The 17,185-nt window shown below is 57.2% G+C and carries 11 protein-coding genes; 4 read left to right on the top strand and 7 right to left on the bottom strand.

Going from position 1 to position 17,185, the window contains the following annotated elements; all coding sequences use genetic code 11:
- Positions 1-124: 124 nt before the first annotated feature.
- The 7 genes from NY023_RS07465 to NY023_RS07435 form a co-directional block, all read right to left on the bottom strand.
- A complete protein-coding gene (locus tag NY023_RS07465) occupies positions 125-1,234 on the bottom strand; it encodes a glycosyltransferase family 4 protein (RefSeq protein WP_013971484.1) in 1,110 nt (369 codons plus the stop codon).
- Positions 1,231-2,373: a glycosyltransferase family 4 protein gene (locus NY023_RS07460; protein ID WP_013971483.1), complete on the bottom strand. Its 1,143-nt coding sequence runs from the start codon at positions 2,371-2,373 to the stop codon at positions 1,231-1,233. The genes NY023_RS07465 and NY023_RS07460 overlap by 4 nt, the downstream gene beginning before the upstream one ends.
- On the bottom strand, positions 2,370-3,266 hold the full coding sequence (locus NY023_RS07455) for a GDP-mannose 4,6-dehydratase (RefSeq protein ID WP_013971482.1): 897 nt from the start codon (positions 3,264-3,266) through the stop codon (positions 2,370-2,372). Before NY023_RS07455 ends, NY023_RS07460 begins: the two co-directional genes overlap by 4 nt.
- The gene (gene gmd, locus NY023_RS07450) at positions 3,266-4,297 is read right to left on the bottom strand and encodes a GDP-mannose 4,6-dehydratase (protein WP_013971481.1); all 1,032 of its coding nucleotides are present in this window, start codon (positions 4,295-4,297) and stop codon (positions 3,266-3,268) included. Before gmd ends, NY023_RS07455 begins: the two co-directional genes overlap by 1 nt.
- 423 nt (positions 4,298-4,720) lie before the next feature.
- On the bottom strand, positions 4,721-6,097 hold the full coding sequence (locus tag NY023_RS07445) for a TolC family outer membrane protein (RefSeq protein ID WP_410479879.1): 1,377 nt from the start codon (positions 6,095-6,097) through the stop codon (positions 4,721-4,723).
- Between the two features lie 35 nt (positions 6,098-6,132).
- On the bottom strand, positions 6,133-7,458 hold the full coding sequence (locus tag NY023_RS07440; protein ID WP_013971479.1) for an HlyD family type I secretion periplasmic adaptor subunit: 1,326 nt from the start codon (positions 7,456-7,458) through the stop codon (positions 6,133-6,135).
- Between the two features lie 12 nt (positions 7,459-7,470).
- Positions 7,471-9,252 carry a type I secretion system permease/ATPase gene (locus NY023_RS07435; protein WP_044047222.1) on the bottom strand — a complete coding sequence of 594 codons (1,782 nt, stop codon included), beginning with the start codon at positions 9,250-9,252 and terminating at the stop codon, positions 7,471-7,473.
- A gap of 534 nt (positions 9,253-9,786) precedes the next feature.
- Between NY023_RS07435 and NY023_RS07430 the strand changes: the two genes are divergently transcribed.
- From NY023_RS07430 to NY023_RS07415, 4 genes are all read left to right on the top strand, one after another.
- Positions 9,787-10,668 (top strand): hypothetical protein, encoded by an 882-nt coding sequence (locus NY023_RS07430; RefSeq protein ID WP_013971477.1) that lies wholly within the window; start codon positions 9,787-9,789, stop codon positions 10,666-10,668.
- A 17-nt stretch (positions 10,669-10,685) separates the two neighbouring features.
- Positions 10,686-12,125: a DUF4214 domain-containing protein gene (locus NY023_RS07425; protein WP_013971476.1), complete on the top strand. Its 1,440-nt coding sequence runs from the start codon at positions 10,686-10,688 to the stop codon at positions 12,123-12,125.
- A gap of 145 nt (positions 12,126-12,270) precedes the next feature.
- Positions 12,271-14,739, top strand: coding sequence for a glycosyltransferase family 2 protein (locus tag NY023_RS07420; protein ID WP_044047221.1), 2,469 nt, complete (start codon positions 12,271-12,273; stop codon positions 14,737-14,739).
- Positions 14,739-17,168, top strand: a complete 2,430-nt coding sequence (locus NY023_RS07415; protein WP_013971474.1) for a glycosyltransferase family 2 protein — start codon at positions 14,739-14,741, stop codon at positions 17,166-17,168. The genes NY023_RS07420 and NY023_RS07415 overlap by 1 nt, the downstream gene beginning before the upstream one ends.
- Positions 17,169-17,185 lie beyond the last annotated feature (17 nt).

Raw genomic sequence — 17,185 nt, 5'->3', positions numbered from 1 at the left:
TTCGTGCCCGTCTCGCGGCGCAGGGCCACCCTCATAGAACAACGCATGAGCGACTGATCAAACAGAAACGCCTGCGGCAGCAGTGACGAACAGCGTTCGTGGCCTGAAAACGCAGACCGGTTGTCTACAACAGGCTACGGTAGAGATCGGCATACGCACCGGCCATGGCCGAAGCGGTAAATACTTCCTCATAACGTTGCAACGCCTTGGCCCCCATCGCCTGTGCCATGGCAGGCTCATCCCACAAGCGTTGCATGGCCTGCGCCAATGCTGCGGCATCCCTGGGCGGCACCACCAGGCCGGTCTGGTCAGCCAGGTTGATGAAGGTCGTACCCGAGCCCATCTCGCAGGAGATCAGCGGCTTGCCATACATCGCGGCCTCAAGCAGCGAGATGCCGAACGATTCTGACCGTAAATGCGAGGGGAACACGAAGCCGTAGCACAACTGCAGCAGCGCTGCCTTGTCCTCATCCGCCAGGCCACCCAGAAAGTGCACGTTGCCCAGGCCCAACGCTGCCGCCTGCTGCCGGAGTTGCGCCTCAAGGAAGCCGCCGCCCAGGATCACTACCGGCAAGCGATTAATGCACGCGGCCTCCAGCAGGAAGTCCAGGCCCTTGTAGTAACGCAAGGCCCCCACAAACAGAAAGAACCGCTCACCCAGGCGCCCACGCCAGTACGCCAGCTTCTCGGCGCTGACCTTCGGGTAAGTCGCCCGGTCCAGGCCATAGGGAATGATCGAAACCTTGTCCTGGAAGCGGGTCAACACCGGGCTATGCGCCGCGTAATTGGGCGAAGATGCCACCACGCGGTCCACGCTGGTAAAAAAGCTGTGCATCAATGGCTGGTAGAGCTTCAGCAGCCACTTTTGCTTGATGATGTCCGAATGGTAACTGACCACCGTAGGATTTTTAAGCCGCGTAATGAAATGCACCAGATCCATGTATGGCCACGGGAAGTGGTAATGGACAATGTCAGCCTGGCGAGCCAGTTCGGCAAAGTCCTTCATGGCCGACAGCGAAAACCCCGTGGAAGCCACATGCAAGTCAAGCCTTGAACGGTGCGTCAGATGATTGGCCACTGCCTCGTTACGCGCAGCGCCGCGCGCACTCAGATAAAGCACCTCTGACTGCACGCCATGGGCGCGGGTACCTTCCGCAATCTGGAAAATGACCTGCTCGATGCCCCCCATGGAGTCTGGGTAGTACGTTTTGAAAAAATGCAGAACCTTGATCATCGTTCCCTGACCGATTTGTAGACCTCAACGGTGGCCTGTGCACAGCGCTCCCACGAGAAGCCACCGGCATGCAACAGGCCCTGCTGCACCGCACCAGCCCGCCAGGCTTCATCCTCCAGCCCCTGACCCAACAATGCACTCAGCCCCTCTACATCATCAGGTGCGCACATCAGCGCTGCCGGGCCTGCTACCTCCGGGAGCGACGAGCTGTTGGAGCACACCACAGGCACCCCGGAACTCATGGCTTCGAGTACAGGCAAGCCAAAGCCTTCGTAATGCGAAGGGAACGTAAACAGGCGTGCCCCGGCGAACAGCAAAGGCAGGTCTTCACTGGCAACGAAACCGAGGTAACGCGCCCAGCCTTGCTGCTGCGCCTGGGCAATACGGCTGTGGATAGCCTCGCTGCGCCAGCCATGGTAGCCGCTGAGAATCAATGGCCAACGCTGGCGAAGCGCTAGCGGCAGGCGACCATAGGCATCCAGCAGGGTTTCGATGTTCTTGCGCGGCTCGATGGTCCCGACAAACAGGCTATAGCCGCCCGGTTCCAGGCCATGGCGGGCCAGGGCTGGGCGCAGTGCATCCGGGCTGCGCGGGTGAAACTGCGGTGAACTGGCCAGAGGTACCGCGTGAATGCGTTGCAGGGGCCAATTGAAATAGTCCGCCAGTTCCTGCCGCATGCAGTGCGAAACGGTGATCAGGGCATCTGCACGTTCAAGGCTTTGCCTAAGCTCTTTTTGCAAGTAACGAGCAATTTGCGGCGTATGGCAATGCGCCCAGGTAAACGGCGACAAATCGTGGAAGGTCGCTACCCTGGGCCCCGCAAATGGTGGCAGGTAAAAATTGGTGCTGTGGTAGATGAAGTCTTCATGCCCACGCAGGGCGCGCTTGCGCAAAAAGGGCATTAGCCGGCGATACGCTTCCACAGCCAAGGCGTTCTTCTGCACAAAACGCTTAAGGCCGTGCACCGCATCGGACTGGTCCGAAGGCTTGAGCAACTCGGGCAAGAACCTGCGCCCGGCGAACAGCCGCAAATCGCTGATTTCAGCAGCGTGCTGCAGCCGCGAAGCCAATTCATAGGTGTAGCGCCCGATGCCGGTCAGCGGGAAGCGGACCGACTCGACAGAAAGGATGAGCTTCATTGATCAGCAAGCATCCAACCTAGCGTTTCATCCAGCGAGGGCGTTTGCCAGCCAGGCACCAGTGCGCGCAGCTTGCCATTGTCGCCACACAGGGTTTTTACCTCGTTGGCGCGGACAAAGGCCTGGTTCACCTGCACGTGCAGCTGATGCCCGGTAATGGCCGTGCATTTGGCGATGACTTCGCGAAGCGAGTGGGTGTGCCCGGAGCTGACGTTTACCGTTTGCCCCAGCGGGCGGGCTTCGATCAGGCCACGATAGGCCCGGACAACCGCGCGCACGTCACTGAAATCGCGCCATACGTCCAGGTTGCCAAGCTCGATGACATCGGCCTTGCGGCGGAAGTGCGAAACGATCTTGGGCAGCAAAAAGTTGTCTGCCTGGCCAACACCAGTGTAATTGAAGGGACGCGTGATAACGATAGGCAGCCGGTCGCACCACAGCCGCGCCATGTACTCCATGGCCAACTTGCTGACCGCGTAATCATTGGCCGGCGCTGGCGGAGTCTGTTCGTCCAGCATCCCTTCGGAAACGTTGCCATACACATTGGCACTGCTGGCAATCAGCACGCACTCAGGCGTTTTGCCGCAGCCAGCGATGGCTTCGAGCAAGTTGCGCGTGCCTATCAGGTTGACCTGGTAGAACGCGTCAGCTGCACCATGCCCGACAAAAGCAATGGCAGCCAGATGCACGACCACATCCGGCTGCAGTTCGGCCAGCAACGCGCACAGGCCCGGCCCATCGGTCAGGTCAACCTGGCGGTAGTCAGGCGCCTGCAATGGCTGGCTGCCTGTTCCGAACACTTCATAACCACCGGCCCGCAACTCGGCCGCCATGTAGCGGCCAGTGAACCCGTGAATACCAGTAATCAGCGCGCGTTTGCTGGCCTTTTGCATCAGAACGAGAACCCTTTTTCGTTACGACGCAAGTCGGCTTCGACCATCATGCGGCAGAGTTCTTCGAGGTTGGTCTTCGGTTCCCAGCCCAGTACCTGCTTGGCCTTTTCCGGGTTGCCGATGAGCAGCTCGACTTCGGCCGGCCGGTAGAATTTCGGGTTGATGACAACCAGCACTTTGCCAGTGGCTGCACAGGTGCCTTGCTCGGCCTCGTCCTTGCCGGCCCAGGTGATTTCAATACCGGCAGCCTTGAATGCCATGGTGACGAAGTCGCGCACGGTTTCGGTACGGTTGGTGGCCAGCACGAAGGTGTCTGGCACCTCTGCCTGCAGCATGCGCCACATGCCTTCAACGTATTCTTTGGCGAAGCCCCAGTCGCGCTTGGCGTCAAGGTTGCCCAGTTCCAGCTTGTCGAGCAGGCCCAGCTTGATTTTGGCAACGGAGTCGGTGATTTTGCGGGTGACAAACTCACGGCCACGCAATGGCGACTCGTGGTTGAACAGGATACCGCTGGTGGCGAAGATGTTGTACGACTCGCGGTAGTTGATGGTCATCCAGTGGGCATAGAGCTTGGCCACACCGTAAGGGCTACGCGGGTAGAACGGGGTAGTTTCGACCTGCGGAATTTCCTGGACCTTGCCGAACATTTCCGAAGTCGACGCCTGGTAGAAACGCGCCTTCGGGTTGACGATGCGAATGGCTTCGAGCAGGTTGACTGCACCCAGGCCGGTAATTTCGGCGGTGGTCAGCGGCTGCTCGAACGACACACCGACAAAGCTTTGCGCAGCGAGGTTGTAGACCTCGGTAGCTTCGGTGGTTTGCAGCAGGCGGATGCTGGCAGACAGGTCGGTGAGGTCGTACTCGACCAGGTGCAGGTTGGGGTTGGTGTGGATGCCCAACTCCTCGATGCGCCAGAAGTTAACCGAGCTGGTACGGCGATAGGTGCCATAGACTGTATAGCCTTTTTCCAGCAGCAGTTCGGCCAGGTAGGCACCATCTTGACCAGTAATCCCAGTAACGATTGCTTTCATGCGACTTAACCAACTCCGATAGTGCCGTGCGGGCATGTATGTTCAATAGGGGTCACGCGGGCAGTTCCAGCCGCGCTCTCTTGGTTCCATACCGCAGTATACATAGGTCGTACGCAGTACTCGACTTACAAAGTACCGGTGCGCCATGGGCTGTCGACTGAAGGTGGCCTGCCACTGACCTGCGGCAAGGCTAACCTCGCTGAACGACTTGGGTGCGGTGGGGGTGGAAGCATAGGGCGCTGCACCCTGAAGCGCCACTGCTCAGTGTGTAGGAAATATCCGAATCGGAGCGTTTGCGATGGAAGATGGAGAGGTATTGAAGTGAGGGGCTGGCAGGCGCGGGTCTTGGGTTGTGTGCGAAGGCGCTCGATCGAGTAGTCAGCACAACCACCATGACGAACACCCCCGGCACACCTGCAGCAATCAGCTACGGCCATCCACCCGAGCCACTTCACCACCCGGCAGGCTGGTTTCCGGCACCGGGCTGAGCCAGACATTGACGTTATTGACGCTCTCTTCACTCAATTCGCCCGCCCAGCGGTTGAGCAGGAACAGGTTGGTAATGAAGTCATATTGCGTCTTCAACAGATCGCGCCGGGCCTTGAACTCATTCTGCACCGCCGTGAGCACATCCACCGCATTGACCACGCCAAAGGTGAAAGCCTTCTGCGCCGCAACACTGGACTGCTGCGCCGACGAAAGCGCATTGCGGTTCGCCCGGATTTTTTCGACGGCCGCCTGTGCCGTCAGGTAAGCCGTGGTAGTTTCCTTCACCACCTGGCGCCGCACGCCTTCCAGCTGCTCCTCGGCTGCCAGTTGGTCATCGTACAAGCCACGCACCCGGGCGGAAGTGGAACCACCGCTGTAGATCGGGATTTTCAACCCCAGCGAGGCCACATAGCTGTCACTGCGTGGCGTCTGAGTGTTGTCATAACCCTGGTCGTTCTGCTGCGCGCTCAAACTCAAACCCAATTGCGGGTAGTGCTCGCCCTTGCCCTCGCGCACCGCGGCATTGGCCGCATCTGCCCCGCTTTGGTACGACTTGAGCAACGGGTTGGTTTCAATCGCCTGGGTCACCCAGCTCTGCAAGGGCCGGGTGGGGGCCTGCAATGTCACATCATTGCGTACCCGGCTGAGCGGCTCGGTAATCGGCCGCCCGACAATCTCGGCCAAGGCCTCGCGACTTACCAGCACCTGATTACGCGCCTCAACTTCTTGCGCAAGCAAGAAATCTACCCGCGCCTGCATGTCGAGCTTGTCGGTGATCTTGGCCATCTGCCGCTCGAACATGCTGCTGACGCGATCGAGGTTTTTCTGGGTTGCCCGACGCTCAGCCTGCACCAAAGCCAGTTCGTCGTCGGCGGCCAGGGCCACGAAGTAGCGCTTTGCAAGGTCAACCGTGGCCTCTGCCAGTGTGTCTTCAGCTTCATGACCTTTTTGGTCTTTGACACTCTTGGATTTCTGGTAACGCTCCCAAGCCGGCTTGTTGTACAGGTATTGGGTAAGGCTGAGCGAGTAGGTTTCGGTGTTATAAATGTCACGCTCGGCTTCGTTCTTGCGCAGGATGCGGCTGGAGTTGGCATTGGCCGAAACCTGCGGCAGCAGATTACCCAGCGCCGCCCGTTGCTGCTCGCTGGCAGAGCGCGCACGTGCGTAAGCAGCGAGGACCCGCGGGTCCTCCAGGCGCGCCTCACGGTAGAGCCCAACCAGGTCCAACGCGTAGGTAGAGGCCGAAACCCCTTTCGGCACTACACCCTCACCACCCTTCCCTTCAACGGCCACAGCCTGCCAGGCGACCATGCACATCATTACTCCCGGTAGCAAACGCAGCACAATCATTCCTCGATCAGCGATTCAGCGAACATGTTGCGCGCCGGTTTCATCAGGTACTGCAGCATGGTGCGGTCGCCTGCGTTGATGAGGACTTCGGCTGGCATGCCAGGTTGCAGCTTGCGGTTGGCCAGTTTTTTCATGCCGTCTTCAGTGACCTTGACGCGGACCAGGTAATATTGTTCTCCAGATCGCTCATCTACCAAGCTGTCCGCCGAAATGCGCGTCAACTTGCCTTCAATGACCGGGGTAGTGGCCTGGTTGAATGCAGAAAAGCGGACATCCGCAGTCTTGCCTAGCTCCAGCCTATCAATGTCACGAGGCTCAACTTTCGCCTCAACTACAAGTTCAGACTGAGCGGGCACTATGTCCAACAGCGGCGTAGCAGCGCTTACAACGCCACCAATGGTATGCACTTTCATATCCAGCACCATGCCGCTTTCCGGCGCACGGATCACCACACGCGAAAGCCGATCACGTAGAGCCGCCTCCTTTTCCTGCAGGTCGAAGACCTGCGCCTGAACGTCAGACAGTTCCTTGGCCACATCCGCATCAAATTTCTTCTTGAGCTGCACGATCTGTAGCTCGGTCTCACTGATCTGCAGCTTGGTCTTAGTTATATTGGATTGATGGTCAGCCACATCTGTCTTGAGCATATCCAGTTTCCGCTCCTGCTCAAGCAAGCGCTGGTTGTCGACGAAACCCTCTGCCAATAACTCCTTCAATTGTTTAATTTCACCTGAGTAGGACTTGTTGAGCCCTGCTTTGGTGCGAATCATGTCATTCAGACCAGCAATCTGCTGCTGCATCTGCTGGATCCGTTCACGGTTGACCGAGATTTCGCCTTGCAATGAGTCGTGGCGAGCCTTGAACACCTGCTGCTCACCGGCCAAAGCCTCCTGGGCACGCTCCGAATCAATGCCCTCCATTGCCACCGGCGGAATCTCCCCTAACCCATCACGCTCTGCGCGCAAGCGCGCTTCTTTGTAGCGAGCTACGATCAGTTGGTTGCGAGTGGACTCATACTCTGCACTGAGCTGCGACTCATCCAGCACGATGAGCGGATCACCTTTGTCCACCAGATCGCCGTCCCGCGCATACAGCTCTTTTACAATACCGCCCTCTAAGTGCTGAACGGTCTTGCGATAATTTTGCACAGTGACTACTCCAGTGCCGTGCACTGCGCTGCTCAAGGGTGCAAATGCGGCCCAAGTACCAAACACTCCAAAAGTCAAGAAAACTACAGTTAACCCGAAACGGCGAATACCTCGATCAGAGGTGGGCATGTCATCGAAGTTATGGTCAAACGTGGTGATAGCCTTGCTGCTCATTCAGAAATCCTTTCAAACACCAGCGCTGTTAGCGACTGCGGACGCGGCAGCCGGACCTACAGTCGGATTGGAGTTGGCTGCAGAAGTCTGAGCAACCCTCTGCTGGGCCTTCGCTTGTTGTGCCGCTAGCTCGGCGATGACACGATCACGTTCACCGTATAGCGAAACGGTGCCGGCAGACATCACCAAAATGCGATCGAGCCTTGCCAAAATATTGGGGCGGTGCGAAACGATGAATACAGTTGCGCCAGTTTCTTTGAGCTTCTGCAGGGCCACACCCAATGCACGCTCCCCCACGTCATCAAGATTGGAGTTTGGTTCGTCGAGAACGATCAAGCGCGGACGACCATAAACGGCGCGTGCCAGACCTATGCGCTGACGCTGTCCGCCTGACAAATTTACGCCAGAGCTGCCGATGACCGTGTCATAGCCATCCGGCAACATCAGGATCATTTCGTGAACGCCGGCCATCTGCGCAGCCTCGATTACCTTATCCGGATCGATCTTGTCAAAACGGGCGATATTTTCGCTAATACTGCCTTCAAAGAGTTCAATGTCCTGCGGTAAGTAGCCCACATGAGGGCCGAGAGCTTGCTTGTCCCAACTCGCGATATCCGCGCCATCAAGGCGCACGACCCCGTGTTGTGGAGACCAAATACCCATTAGCGCTCGGACTAATGTGGACTTTCCTGCCGCACTAGGACCCACGATGCCGACGATCGCACCAGCTGGAACCACGAAACTCACATTCCTCAGAACCGGAGCTTTTGCACCTGGAGGCGTGACAATAATGTTTTCGACTTGAATCTGACCTTCTGGAGCGGGCAGCGGCATCCGCTCAGGCTCCTTATTCAAATCGCTCATAACTTTGTTCAAACGGTCGTATTGAACTTTCGCGGCTACGAATCCTTTCCAGCTACCTATCATCTGATCTATAGGCGACAAAGCCCGTCCAAGCAGGAGAGAACCTGCCATCAACAGCCCAGGATTAATTTGGTGTGTGATAACAAGATAAGCCCCCAACGCCAGCATAAGGGATTGGGACCAGGTACGGAACATTTTCGATACAGAGCTAACAACCCCCCCTTTATCGCTCGCCTGTGACTGGAGCATCATTACGTTCCGCTGGCGTTTAGCCCAGCGATTCATAAGTGTTTCCAACATCCCCATCGACTCGATGACCTCAGCATTACGTAGCGTCTTAGTGGTTATCACATTCGATGCTACGTTCTCTTTATTCGCTGAGGCTAAAGCCTTGCCTGTCACACGATGATTGACCACTGCTAGAACACTAAGGACCGTACCACATGCCAATGTCATCCACCCGAACCACGGATGAAATAGGAACATTATGACTGTATAGATAGGGAACCACGGAGCATCAAAGAAAGCAAAAACGCCCGCACCAGTGAAAAACTGCCGCAAGGAAGTCAGGTCGTTCAGAGACTGCGCAGTAGCATCACCGCCACCGCTTTGCAGGGCTCGTTTGAAGCTAGCTCGGTAGACATCACGGCTTAGCAGCACATCCAGCCGATTGCTGATACGCACCATTATCCGCGACCGCACCCACTCTAGCGACCCCAGAGTAAGCAACAATAAAGTCAAAATCAGCGTCAACATCAACAACGTAGACGTGCTACTGGAGGGCACGACCCGCCCCGACACCTGGATCATATAGAAAGTAGGCACCAGCATCAGCGCGTTGACGCAGAAGCTGAAAAAACCGACCGAAAGGAAGCTGCTTTTACAAGCTTTGAGAGCAGCTTGCAGGTTATTTTCGGATTGTGTACTCATGGCATCCATACTGAGGTAGGCGAAAGCGGCGGGCAGTGTACCACCCGCATCGGTGCAACTGCGTGTCAGATTGTCCGGAATCCGGCTCGTTCCCCGGTGCTCCCTTTGGATCATGAATTTTTTTTGCGATCCGACACACTCAAAATCGTGTGCGCGATGCCGTTCATCCGCGAATCGACAAACGGCAATTGAGAGAAAAAAGCCGTTGACCCCACGTCAAAAAAAACCACAAAATACTAGCATATTGCATGCCATCAGCCGCAGATCACTGATTTTCCGTCATTTTTTTCTTAGAATTTTTAGTCCAAGCGTCGTGATCAGGTATCGAAAAACCACCCGGCAGATCGCCACTAACCGCGCTAAGTTCCCATCGGATATGAAATTTTTTTTAGAATTCTTTGTTGACAACATTTCCCTCTGACGGCATCTTCGCCACTCGCAGGGAGCCATCACTGGCCGTTTTGTGCACGCACGGGGTTGAGCAAGTTAGCTACCAGTGTTTTTGCTTAAAAGGAGCTTAACAACGCCATGTCTATGCCTTCGCAGACCCTTGACGGCCTGAAAATCAGCTCACGGGTTACGCTGCTCGAGCCGGGCATGTATATCTTCCGATACGCCTCGCAGCCTCCTGCTGACAAGCCCGTGTGCATTGCCTTGCAGCAAGCACCGCTGGGCAAAGGCTCTATCGACTTCTTCCCCGCCGAGGGCGTCAGCAAAAACATGCTGACCAAGCTGGGCGACACCATTGTCGCACGGGTGAAAGGTGGTGTGACCACCGTGCTGATTACCGAATACCACATGTTCGACGAAGTGATCGAGCCCGTCGACCTGCGCATCGACCGCATCGACACGTCACCTGCCATCATGCGCACGTACGCCGTGGTTGCCACTGCCGAACCCGCCCACTCTATTGCTGCCAGCACCAAACCGCTGCCTATCACGATTACAGCCCACCTGAAGAACATGGGCGAAGTGGTATCCGGCGAAGGCTGGGTTGGCGCACCGGGCACTGACGATTTTATCGACTCCTTTGCCGTCGACTGGGCAGAAAAGCCCGTCGGCGTCGACTTGCTTTATACCTGCATGGTGGCCGGCTCCGGCCCCTGCCGCAACGTCTCCACCGGTACCTTTGTCGGTGCCCGCGCCCAGGGCCTGCCGCTGCTGTGCGTAGGCTTCAGCCTGGTAGGCCCGCTGCGCAAACACTACGAATTGACAGGCCTTGTTGTGTTCGGTAACGCCGAGCCACAACGCCTGGTCGCCAATCAGATGATGCATGGCCCCACCGGCAACGAGCCGTTGGTGGCGCTGCATATCGCCCTGACCCCCGTAACGAAGATGAACGCTGCCCGCCTTAAGTCTCCGTGGGAAAACTCTGCAACTGAGCAGAACACTATTGGAGCAGGCCAAATGGCTTGACGTAACAGGAATACACCATGCAATACGATAATCCCGTATCGAGCAGCGACGTACAGGCTACTCTGACCGCCGAAAGCGCCAACCTCTCCGACTCCACTATCGAGGCCATCAACAGCCTGCTGAACCTGGATAACGTAGAGACCGTGGAAGTTGCTGGCATCACCGGCTCCACCGTTCAGCTGCCAGAATCCGGCACTGCAAGCATCGTTCAAGGCACTGTTGCCGGCGTCAAAGGCGACACCGTCGTTGTTGACCTGGCTGCCGCTGAAGCCGCTGGCGCCACCGTTTACAACCTGCAAAGCGATGCCAACCTGGTTGTGAACCTGGAAGGCCAAGCTGCCGCTGGCGCTGCCGACGTACAACTGTTCGCTGCCCTGGCTGTCGACACCTCGGCCATCGACCTGGTAGTTACCACCGGCAACGGTGACGACGTAATCACCGTGAAAGGCGACCAGAACACCCTGATCGACGCTGGCGACGGCAACGACACCATCGTTACTGGCAACGGCAACAACGTCGTTATCGCTGGCGCTGGCAACAACAACGTTACCACCGGTACCGGCGATGACACCATCATCCTGAGCGGTAGCAACCACGCTGACATCGTCAACGCTGGTGCTGGCTACGACGTTGTCCAGCTGGACGGCTCGCGCGATGACTACGACTTCGCAGTCGGCAACAACTTCAACGTCAACCTGACCGGTAACCAAACCGCTTCGATCACTGGCGCTGAGTTCCTGACCTTCGTCAACGGTGAAGAAGTTGAAACCGTTGCCCTGGCTCAGAACGACAACGAAGCCGCTGCCCTGCGCCTGTACCAAGGCATCCTGGACCGCGACGTAGACCAGGAAGGCGCCAAGTTCTTCACTGGTTATGTCAACAACGGTGGCTCGCTGACCGACGTTGCCAATGCCCTGCTGAATTCGTCTGAATTCGCAGGCGTTAACAACGCTGCTGACGTTAACGACCTGTACCAGGCCTTGCTGGGTCGTGGTGCTGCTGACGACGCCGGTTCCAGTGTTTGGACCGACCTGCTGGCCAACGGCGGCAGCCTGGCTGACGTAGCAGCTGCCATTTCGGTTTCGGCCGAAGCTCAGGCACTGGATGCGTCGAACGGTACCTTCGTTGAGAACCTGTACGAAGCTGCCCTGGGTCGCGAAGCTGACGAAGCTGGCCTGCAGAACTGGGTATCCCAGCTGTTCAACGGCGCTAGCCGTGCCGATATCGCTCAAGCGATCGTAGGCTCTGCCGAAGCTGCCTCGAAAGCCAACTCCGACTTCATCGATTCGCTGTACCAGTCCGCTCTGGACCGTACTGCTGATGACGCCGGCAAGGCACACTGGGCTGCTCAGCTGGAAGCTGGCGCTTCTCAAGCAGACGTTGCCCTGGGCATCGTTGGTTCCGACGAAGCCGTTGCTCACAACGACAACGTTGTTGTACTGCACGGCCAAGTTTAACTAGCCCTGCTGTAGCGCTGCATATGCCTGGCCTTAGGGCTGGGCATATGCCAAAGGGGCGACTTTCGGGTCGCCCCTCTTTTTTATTTGTGTAGCCAAGCCAAAGCTTATGTCCATACAACTCGACCATGGGCGAGAAACGCTCATGGACATTTTCCATCGCCATCGCAAGGCAGGTGAAGATGAACTTGCCGCCCGCGCACTCGAGCGGGCCATGCAAATCGCTGAGCACCGCCCGGAGGCGTTGATATGGAAAGGCATTGCGGCATTGCCGCATGACCCTAAGCTGGCCTTTTTATTTCTTGTCAACGCAGCACAATTGTTACCAGACCGCGCCGATGTACAAGCACTGGCAGGACGCGCCCTGTTGGCACAAGGGGACGCCGAACTCGCTACTCGCTATCTGACGCTGGCATGGCGAAAAATACCGGGTGACCTTAACCTTCGTATGCTGCTATGGCAGGCACGCAGTCAGTCCGAAACACCCGCCACGCTGCGCAGCATGATTCTTGCCCACTTGCCAGAGATCAGCGCACCCAAGGAGTTGGCTCAAGTAATCAAGTTACTTGCGGCGCAAGCTGACGCTCCCGCTGTGGTAGGTGTTGTGCATTACCTGCAGGAGCAACGCGAAGTCCAAGGGTGGGCCCTTGATATCAGGAATACGCAGGCTCTGGTCTCCTTGAAGATCGAGGCTGGCAGCGCGAAGGTTGACGCCGTCGCCAACATACCTCACCCGTTACTTAGTGCCGCCGGCCTGCCCGCCTCCCATGGCGGCTTCCGCATCAGCGTGCCAAACCCGACAGCCGCCGTGCATGTCCATTTTGCCGACAACACCCCGTTACTGGGCAGCCCGGTGTTCGCGATGCCGTCATTTTCCCCCCCTGCACACCGTGCAGAGGGCGTGCAGCAGCACGTCGATGTACTGATACCGGTTTTTAACGGGTTGGACGAAACCTTGGAGTGCATTAATAGCGCACTCGAAGCCCGCAAGCGGAACCGTACACCTCATCGCCTTGTTGTAATTGAAGATGCTACTCCGGTGCGAGGGCTGGCAAAGGCGCTGAAGCTACTCGCGGGCAAAGGCAAGATCACACTAGTGAACAACGCTGTTAACCTGGGCTTTATCCGTACCATGAACCGCGCGATGGCCATGAGCCCCGACAAGGATGTGGTATGGCTAAACGCTGACACACGGGTGCATGGCAACTGGCTCGATCGGTTACGCAATGTAGCTTACAGCAGCGAGGATATTGCTTCCGTAACACCCTTCACCAACAATGGCGAGTTGATGAGCTTTCCTCAAAGCCAGGTCAGCCATGCAATGCCCAGCGCACGCGAGCAGGCAGAATTGGACGAACTTGCCCAATACGCCAACATCAATCCCGTCGAAATCGAGACTGGCTGTGGTTTCTGCCTGTACATAAAGCGCACGGCGCTCAACCAGGTAGGTTATCTGGATGAGGTTCATCTGGCTCGTGGCTATGGCGAGGAAACAGACTGGTGCTTGCGCGCTCGCAGCTTTGGCTGGAGGCACATGGGCGCACCGCATGTTTTCGTGGCACATCAAGGTGGGGTTTCTTTTGGGGCCGAAAAAACACTGCGCGTAGCACAGAACAACGCGATCTTGCGCCGCCGGTATCCAGACGCTTCATCGCGCTACAAAGCGTTCTGCCTACGCGACCCAATCAAGCCCGCTCGCAATGCACTGCAGCGCGCTCGCCTGGCTCGTTTCGCTCAACAAAATGATGTGAGCAAGCGTTCTCAATGGCCCAAGGAAGGCAGCAATACGCTGCATGTCCATGACGGTACAGGCCCTGAACACAGCCTCTCCCTCGTGTGGCAGCGCGACAGCCATCGCACTTGGGTAACGCTGAAGGCCCCGCTAGCCCCCTTGGCGTTAGAACTTGACTACGAGTTACCCGGTGACTTCCCCGAGCTGGTGAACAGTCTTTCGGCGCTGCCATTTAAAAACATCGTGTTCGAGCATCAGCTCCGGACGCCCGCCAAGCTTTGTGATCTGCCTGCCGTGCTACGCATTCCTTACACAATTGTCCAGCGTGATGGCCATCTGCAAGGTCTGGACCCCACCTACAATTGGCAGCATTTTGTCACCCAGGCAGAAAGCGTCATCTTGCCGTGGCGATCTTGGCATTGCGCATTTAACGAGGCGTATCCACAAGCCAACCTCGTTGTCGAACCCGGCCTGGCTCACCCTGCGCCTGCAACCAGCAAACCACACGTACTGATGATTGGCGACACCCTGGATAACCCGCAACTCATCCAGAGCTGGGTCAGCCTTGGCAGGCGCATCACCCGGGAGCGGTTGCCAGTTACCCTGCTGGTGAAACAAGACACACCGTGGCTGAAAACCTTAACGGCAACAGGTGCCGTGCAGGTGCTACCCGCGGTAAACGGTTTCAGTTTGACGGAAATTGTCAAAGCGGCCGGGTGTGATGCGGTAGTAAGCCTCGCTCCCTCTCCCGGAGCGACATGGCTTGCTCCGACGCTTGCCAAGCAATTCGATTTGCCTTTGTATACCAGTCCCCATTCTCTGGGCACTGAAGCAGGGGCAATCGCTGTAGCCCAATTACCCTTTTCATTGAGCCAAAGCTGATGACACAGAACGTCCTCGACGACCGGCCGGCAGGTCAGAAACCTGTAGCGCCCTCCTCCTTTCGTGGTTGTATCAACGGACTTCATGGGGATGTTCTGCAGGGCTGGGCCATGGATGTCACGCAGCCACACCTGCGGCCTGTCATCGAAGTGTTCATTGATGGCGCCAGCGTAGCGCTGGCCAAGGCAGACCAATATGAGCCCGACGCGCCACACGGCGATCAATTTCATGGCTTTACGGTTCAGTTACGCCAGAGAGTTCTCGAAGATGCCCAACTGATAACTGCAAAAATTGCGAATACTGGCTTCGAGCTCGAAGGGGAAATACTGCTGCCCTCTTCCCCTCGGCAAGAAGCCGCCGCTGTAGCGTCACAGGTATGGCACACCGGCGGGCTGCGCGTCGCCGGCTGGTGCTGGGACCCTCAAACCCCGCATCGCCATGTTCAGGTCACGCTTCGTGAAGACAACCGTGTCATCGCGCAGGCCACATGCAATATGCATCACCAGGCGCTCGCTTATCGCGCCACCAGTGACCACGGTTTCACAATTGACCTGCCGTGGGAACTGGCAGATGGCAAGCTGCACGTCATTGAAGTACTGAATGACCTTGGGATGCCTCTATCTGGAAGCCCCATCCGCTTGCGCTGCCGCCCCGAGGGCCTGGAGAGCTTACTGCAACAGCTTCAACCGAACCCCGATACGGCCCTGCTGGCCCTGCTGACAGAAGTGGCGAAAGAACAATCCTCGCGCCTGCCAAAAAGCGCAGGATGGCAACATTATCCCCGATGGTTCGAAGCCTTCCAGAAGCAGAACCCGATCGCAGTCACCCCCCTCAAGTTCAAACCCGGCGTATTGCTGGTTAGTGAAGGTAATGCTGCGCTCGAGCAAATCAGCCTCGATAGCCTGGGCGGCGACATTCAAAATATTTGTCAGCTGGCTAAAGCTGCCCCAGCTAACCTCCTACCCGCAGTTGAACAGCTGTTGGCAGCTGGCTGCGACAGCATAATTCCGATCGTTTCTGGTGACAGGCTGGCACCACAGGCCATCATGCAGCTTGGTAATTTGCTTCAGGATGGTTGCGCCTGGGCCTTCGCCGACTGTGACCGCGACGGGCCACAAGGCCAACGCAGCCAGCCATGGTTCAAGCCGGTTTGGGACATTGACCTGTTCATGGGTGCAGACATTTTTTCTGATGGTGCAATATTCTCTGCCGCCATTGTTGAAGAGGCTTTGGCCTTGCTCAGGACAGGTGCAAAGCAGCTGGTTATGAACCGGGACGAGCTGGTTGCTGGAATAGCACTGGCTACAGAGCTGAACAACAGATCTGTAACGCATTTACCGCGAGTACTCTACCACCGCTCGAGTATTGCCCCTACAAGCCCGGAGCAAGCTCCGCCTTCTAAGCAACGCCAAGACGCCATTACCTGGTTGTGCCAGCGCCTGGCCCCAGGTGCACAGGTCAGTGCTGTAGCCGATTATCCAGCTTTGCTACGGGCGCACTGGCCCCTTCCCGTGCAACTGCCACGTGTCAGCCTGCTTGTCCCCACTCGGGACCAGTACAAGCTGCTGCACGCATGCATCGAGGGCTTGTTGAACAATACGGATTACCCGGACCTGGAAATCATTGTTGTCGACAACCAGTCCACTGATCCACAAACGTTGGCCTACTTCGCCGAGCTCATGCAGCGCGGCGTCAAAATTGTTGCGCACCCCTACCCCTTCAACTATTCGACGATCAACAATCGCGCAGCGAGCCTTGCCTCTGGCGAGCTGATCGGCCTGGTCAACAACGATATCGAAATCATTGAAAGCGGTTGGCTCAAAGAGATGGTTTCACAGGTACTTCGCCCCGGAGTTGGAGCAGTGGGCGCCAAATTGCTATGGCCCAACAGGATGGTCCAGCATGGTGGCGTTGTCGTTGGCGTGAATGGACTTGCTGCGCACACCGGTAATGCACTGGACCAACGCGATGCGGGCTACCTAGGGATGAACCAGATCACCAGGCGGCAAAGCGCGGTTACTGCGGCGTGCCTGCTGCTACGCAAGTCTGTATACGACGCCGTCCAGGGCTTGGATGAGCGAGCGTTTCCCGTGGCCTTCAACGACGTCGATTTATGTTTGCGTATCCAAGAACTGGGCCTGCGTAATGTCTGGACCGCTTTCGCCCAGTTGATCCATGCCGAATCCGCTAGCCGGGGCAAAGATGTTTCGCCAGAAAAGATGGCGCGCGCCCAGCGAGAGCAGCAACTGTTTACAGAACGGTGGTCTATCCGCTACAACGACCCCTATTACCACCCGGCTTTAAGCCTGGACTATCTGACCGGTCCCTATGGGGGCTTGTCATTGCCTCCAGAACCAGGATATTGCGCCCCCAGAAAATTGGTATCCGGTGAGAATCAGAGTCGCATCTGTTCGTCTGATCCTTCCTGAAGCACTCATACCATCAC

Source organism: Pseudomonas sp. NBB (assembly GCF_032701105.1).
GTDB lineage: Bacteria > Pseudomonadota > Gammaproteobacteria > Pseudomonadales > Pseudomonadaceae > Aquipseudomonas > Aquipseudomonas asiatica.
The sequence above is the reverse complement of the archived record's forward strand: the minus strand, read 5'-3'. Positions and strand labels throughout refer to the sequence as shown.

What these genes read in the sequence shown, in the direction of transcription:
- NY023_RS07430 (WP_013971477.1), top strand. Translation starts at nt 9,787, where the DNA reads ATGCCTTCGCAGACCCTTGACGGCCTGAAAATCAGCTCACGGGTTACG.
- NY023_RS07425 (WP_013971476.1), top strand. Translation starts at nt 10,686, where the DNA reads ATGCAATACGATAATCCCGTATCGAGCAGCGACGTACAGGCTACTCTG.
- NY023_RS07460 (WP_013971483.1), bottom strand. Translation starts at nt 2,373, where the DNA reads ATGAAGCTCATCCTTTCTGTCGAGTCGGTCCGCTTCCCGCTGACCGGC.
- NY023_RS07420 (WP_044047221.1), top strand. Translation starts at nt 12,271, where the DNA reads ATGGACATTTTCCATCGCCATCGCAAGGCAGGTGAAGATGAACTTGCC.
- NY023_RS07445 (WP_410479879.1), bottom strand. Translation starts at nt 6,097, where the DNA reads ATGGTCGCCTGGCAGGCTGTGGCCGTTGAAGGGAAGGGTGGTGAGGGT.
- NY023_RS07465 (WP_013971484.1), bottom strand. Translation starts at nt 1,234, where the DNA reads ATGATCAAGGTTCTGCATTTTTTCAAAACGTACTACCCAGACTCCATG.
- NY023_RS07415 (WP_013971474.1), top strand. Translation starts at nt 14,739, where the DNA reads ATGACACAGAACGTCCTCGACGACCGGCCGGCAGGTCAGAAACCTGTA.
- NY023_RS07440 (WP_013971479.1), bottom strand. Translation starts at nt 7,458, where the DNA reads ATGAGCAGCAAGGCTATCACCACGTTTGACCATAACTTCGATGACATG.
- NY023_RS07455 (WP_013971482.1), bottom strand. Translation starts at nt 3,266, where the DNA reads ATGCAAAAGGCCAGCAAACGCGCGCTGATTACTGGTATTCACGGGTTC.
- NY023_RS07435 (WP_044047222.1), bottom strand. Translation starts at nt 9,252, where the DNA reads ATGAGTACACAATCCGAAAATAACCTGCAAGCTGCTCTCAAAGCTTGT.
- gmd (WP_013971481.1), bottom strand. Translation starts at nt 4,297, where the DNA reads ATGAAAGCAATCGTTACTGGGATTACTGGTCAAGATGGTGCCTACCTG.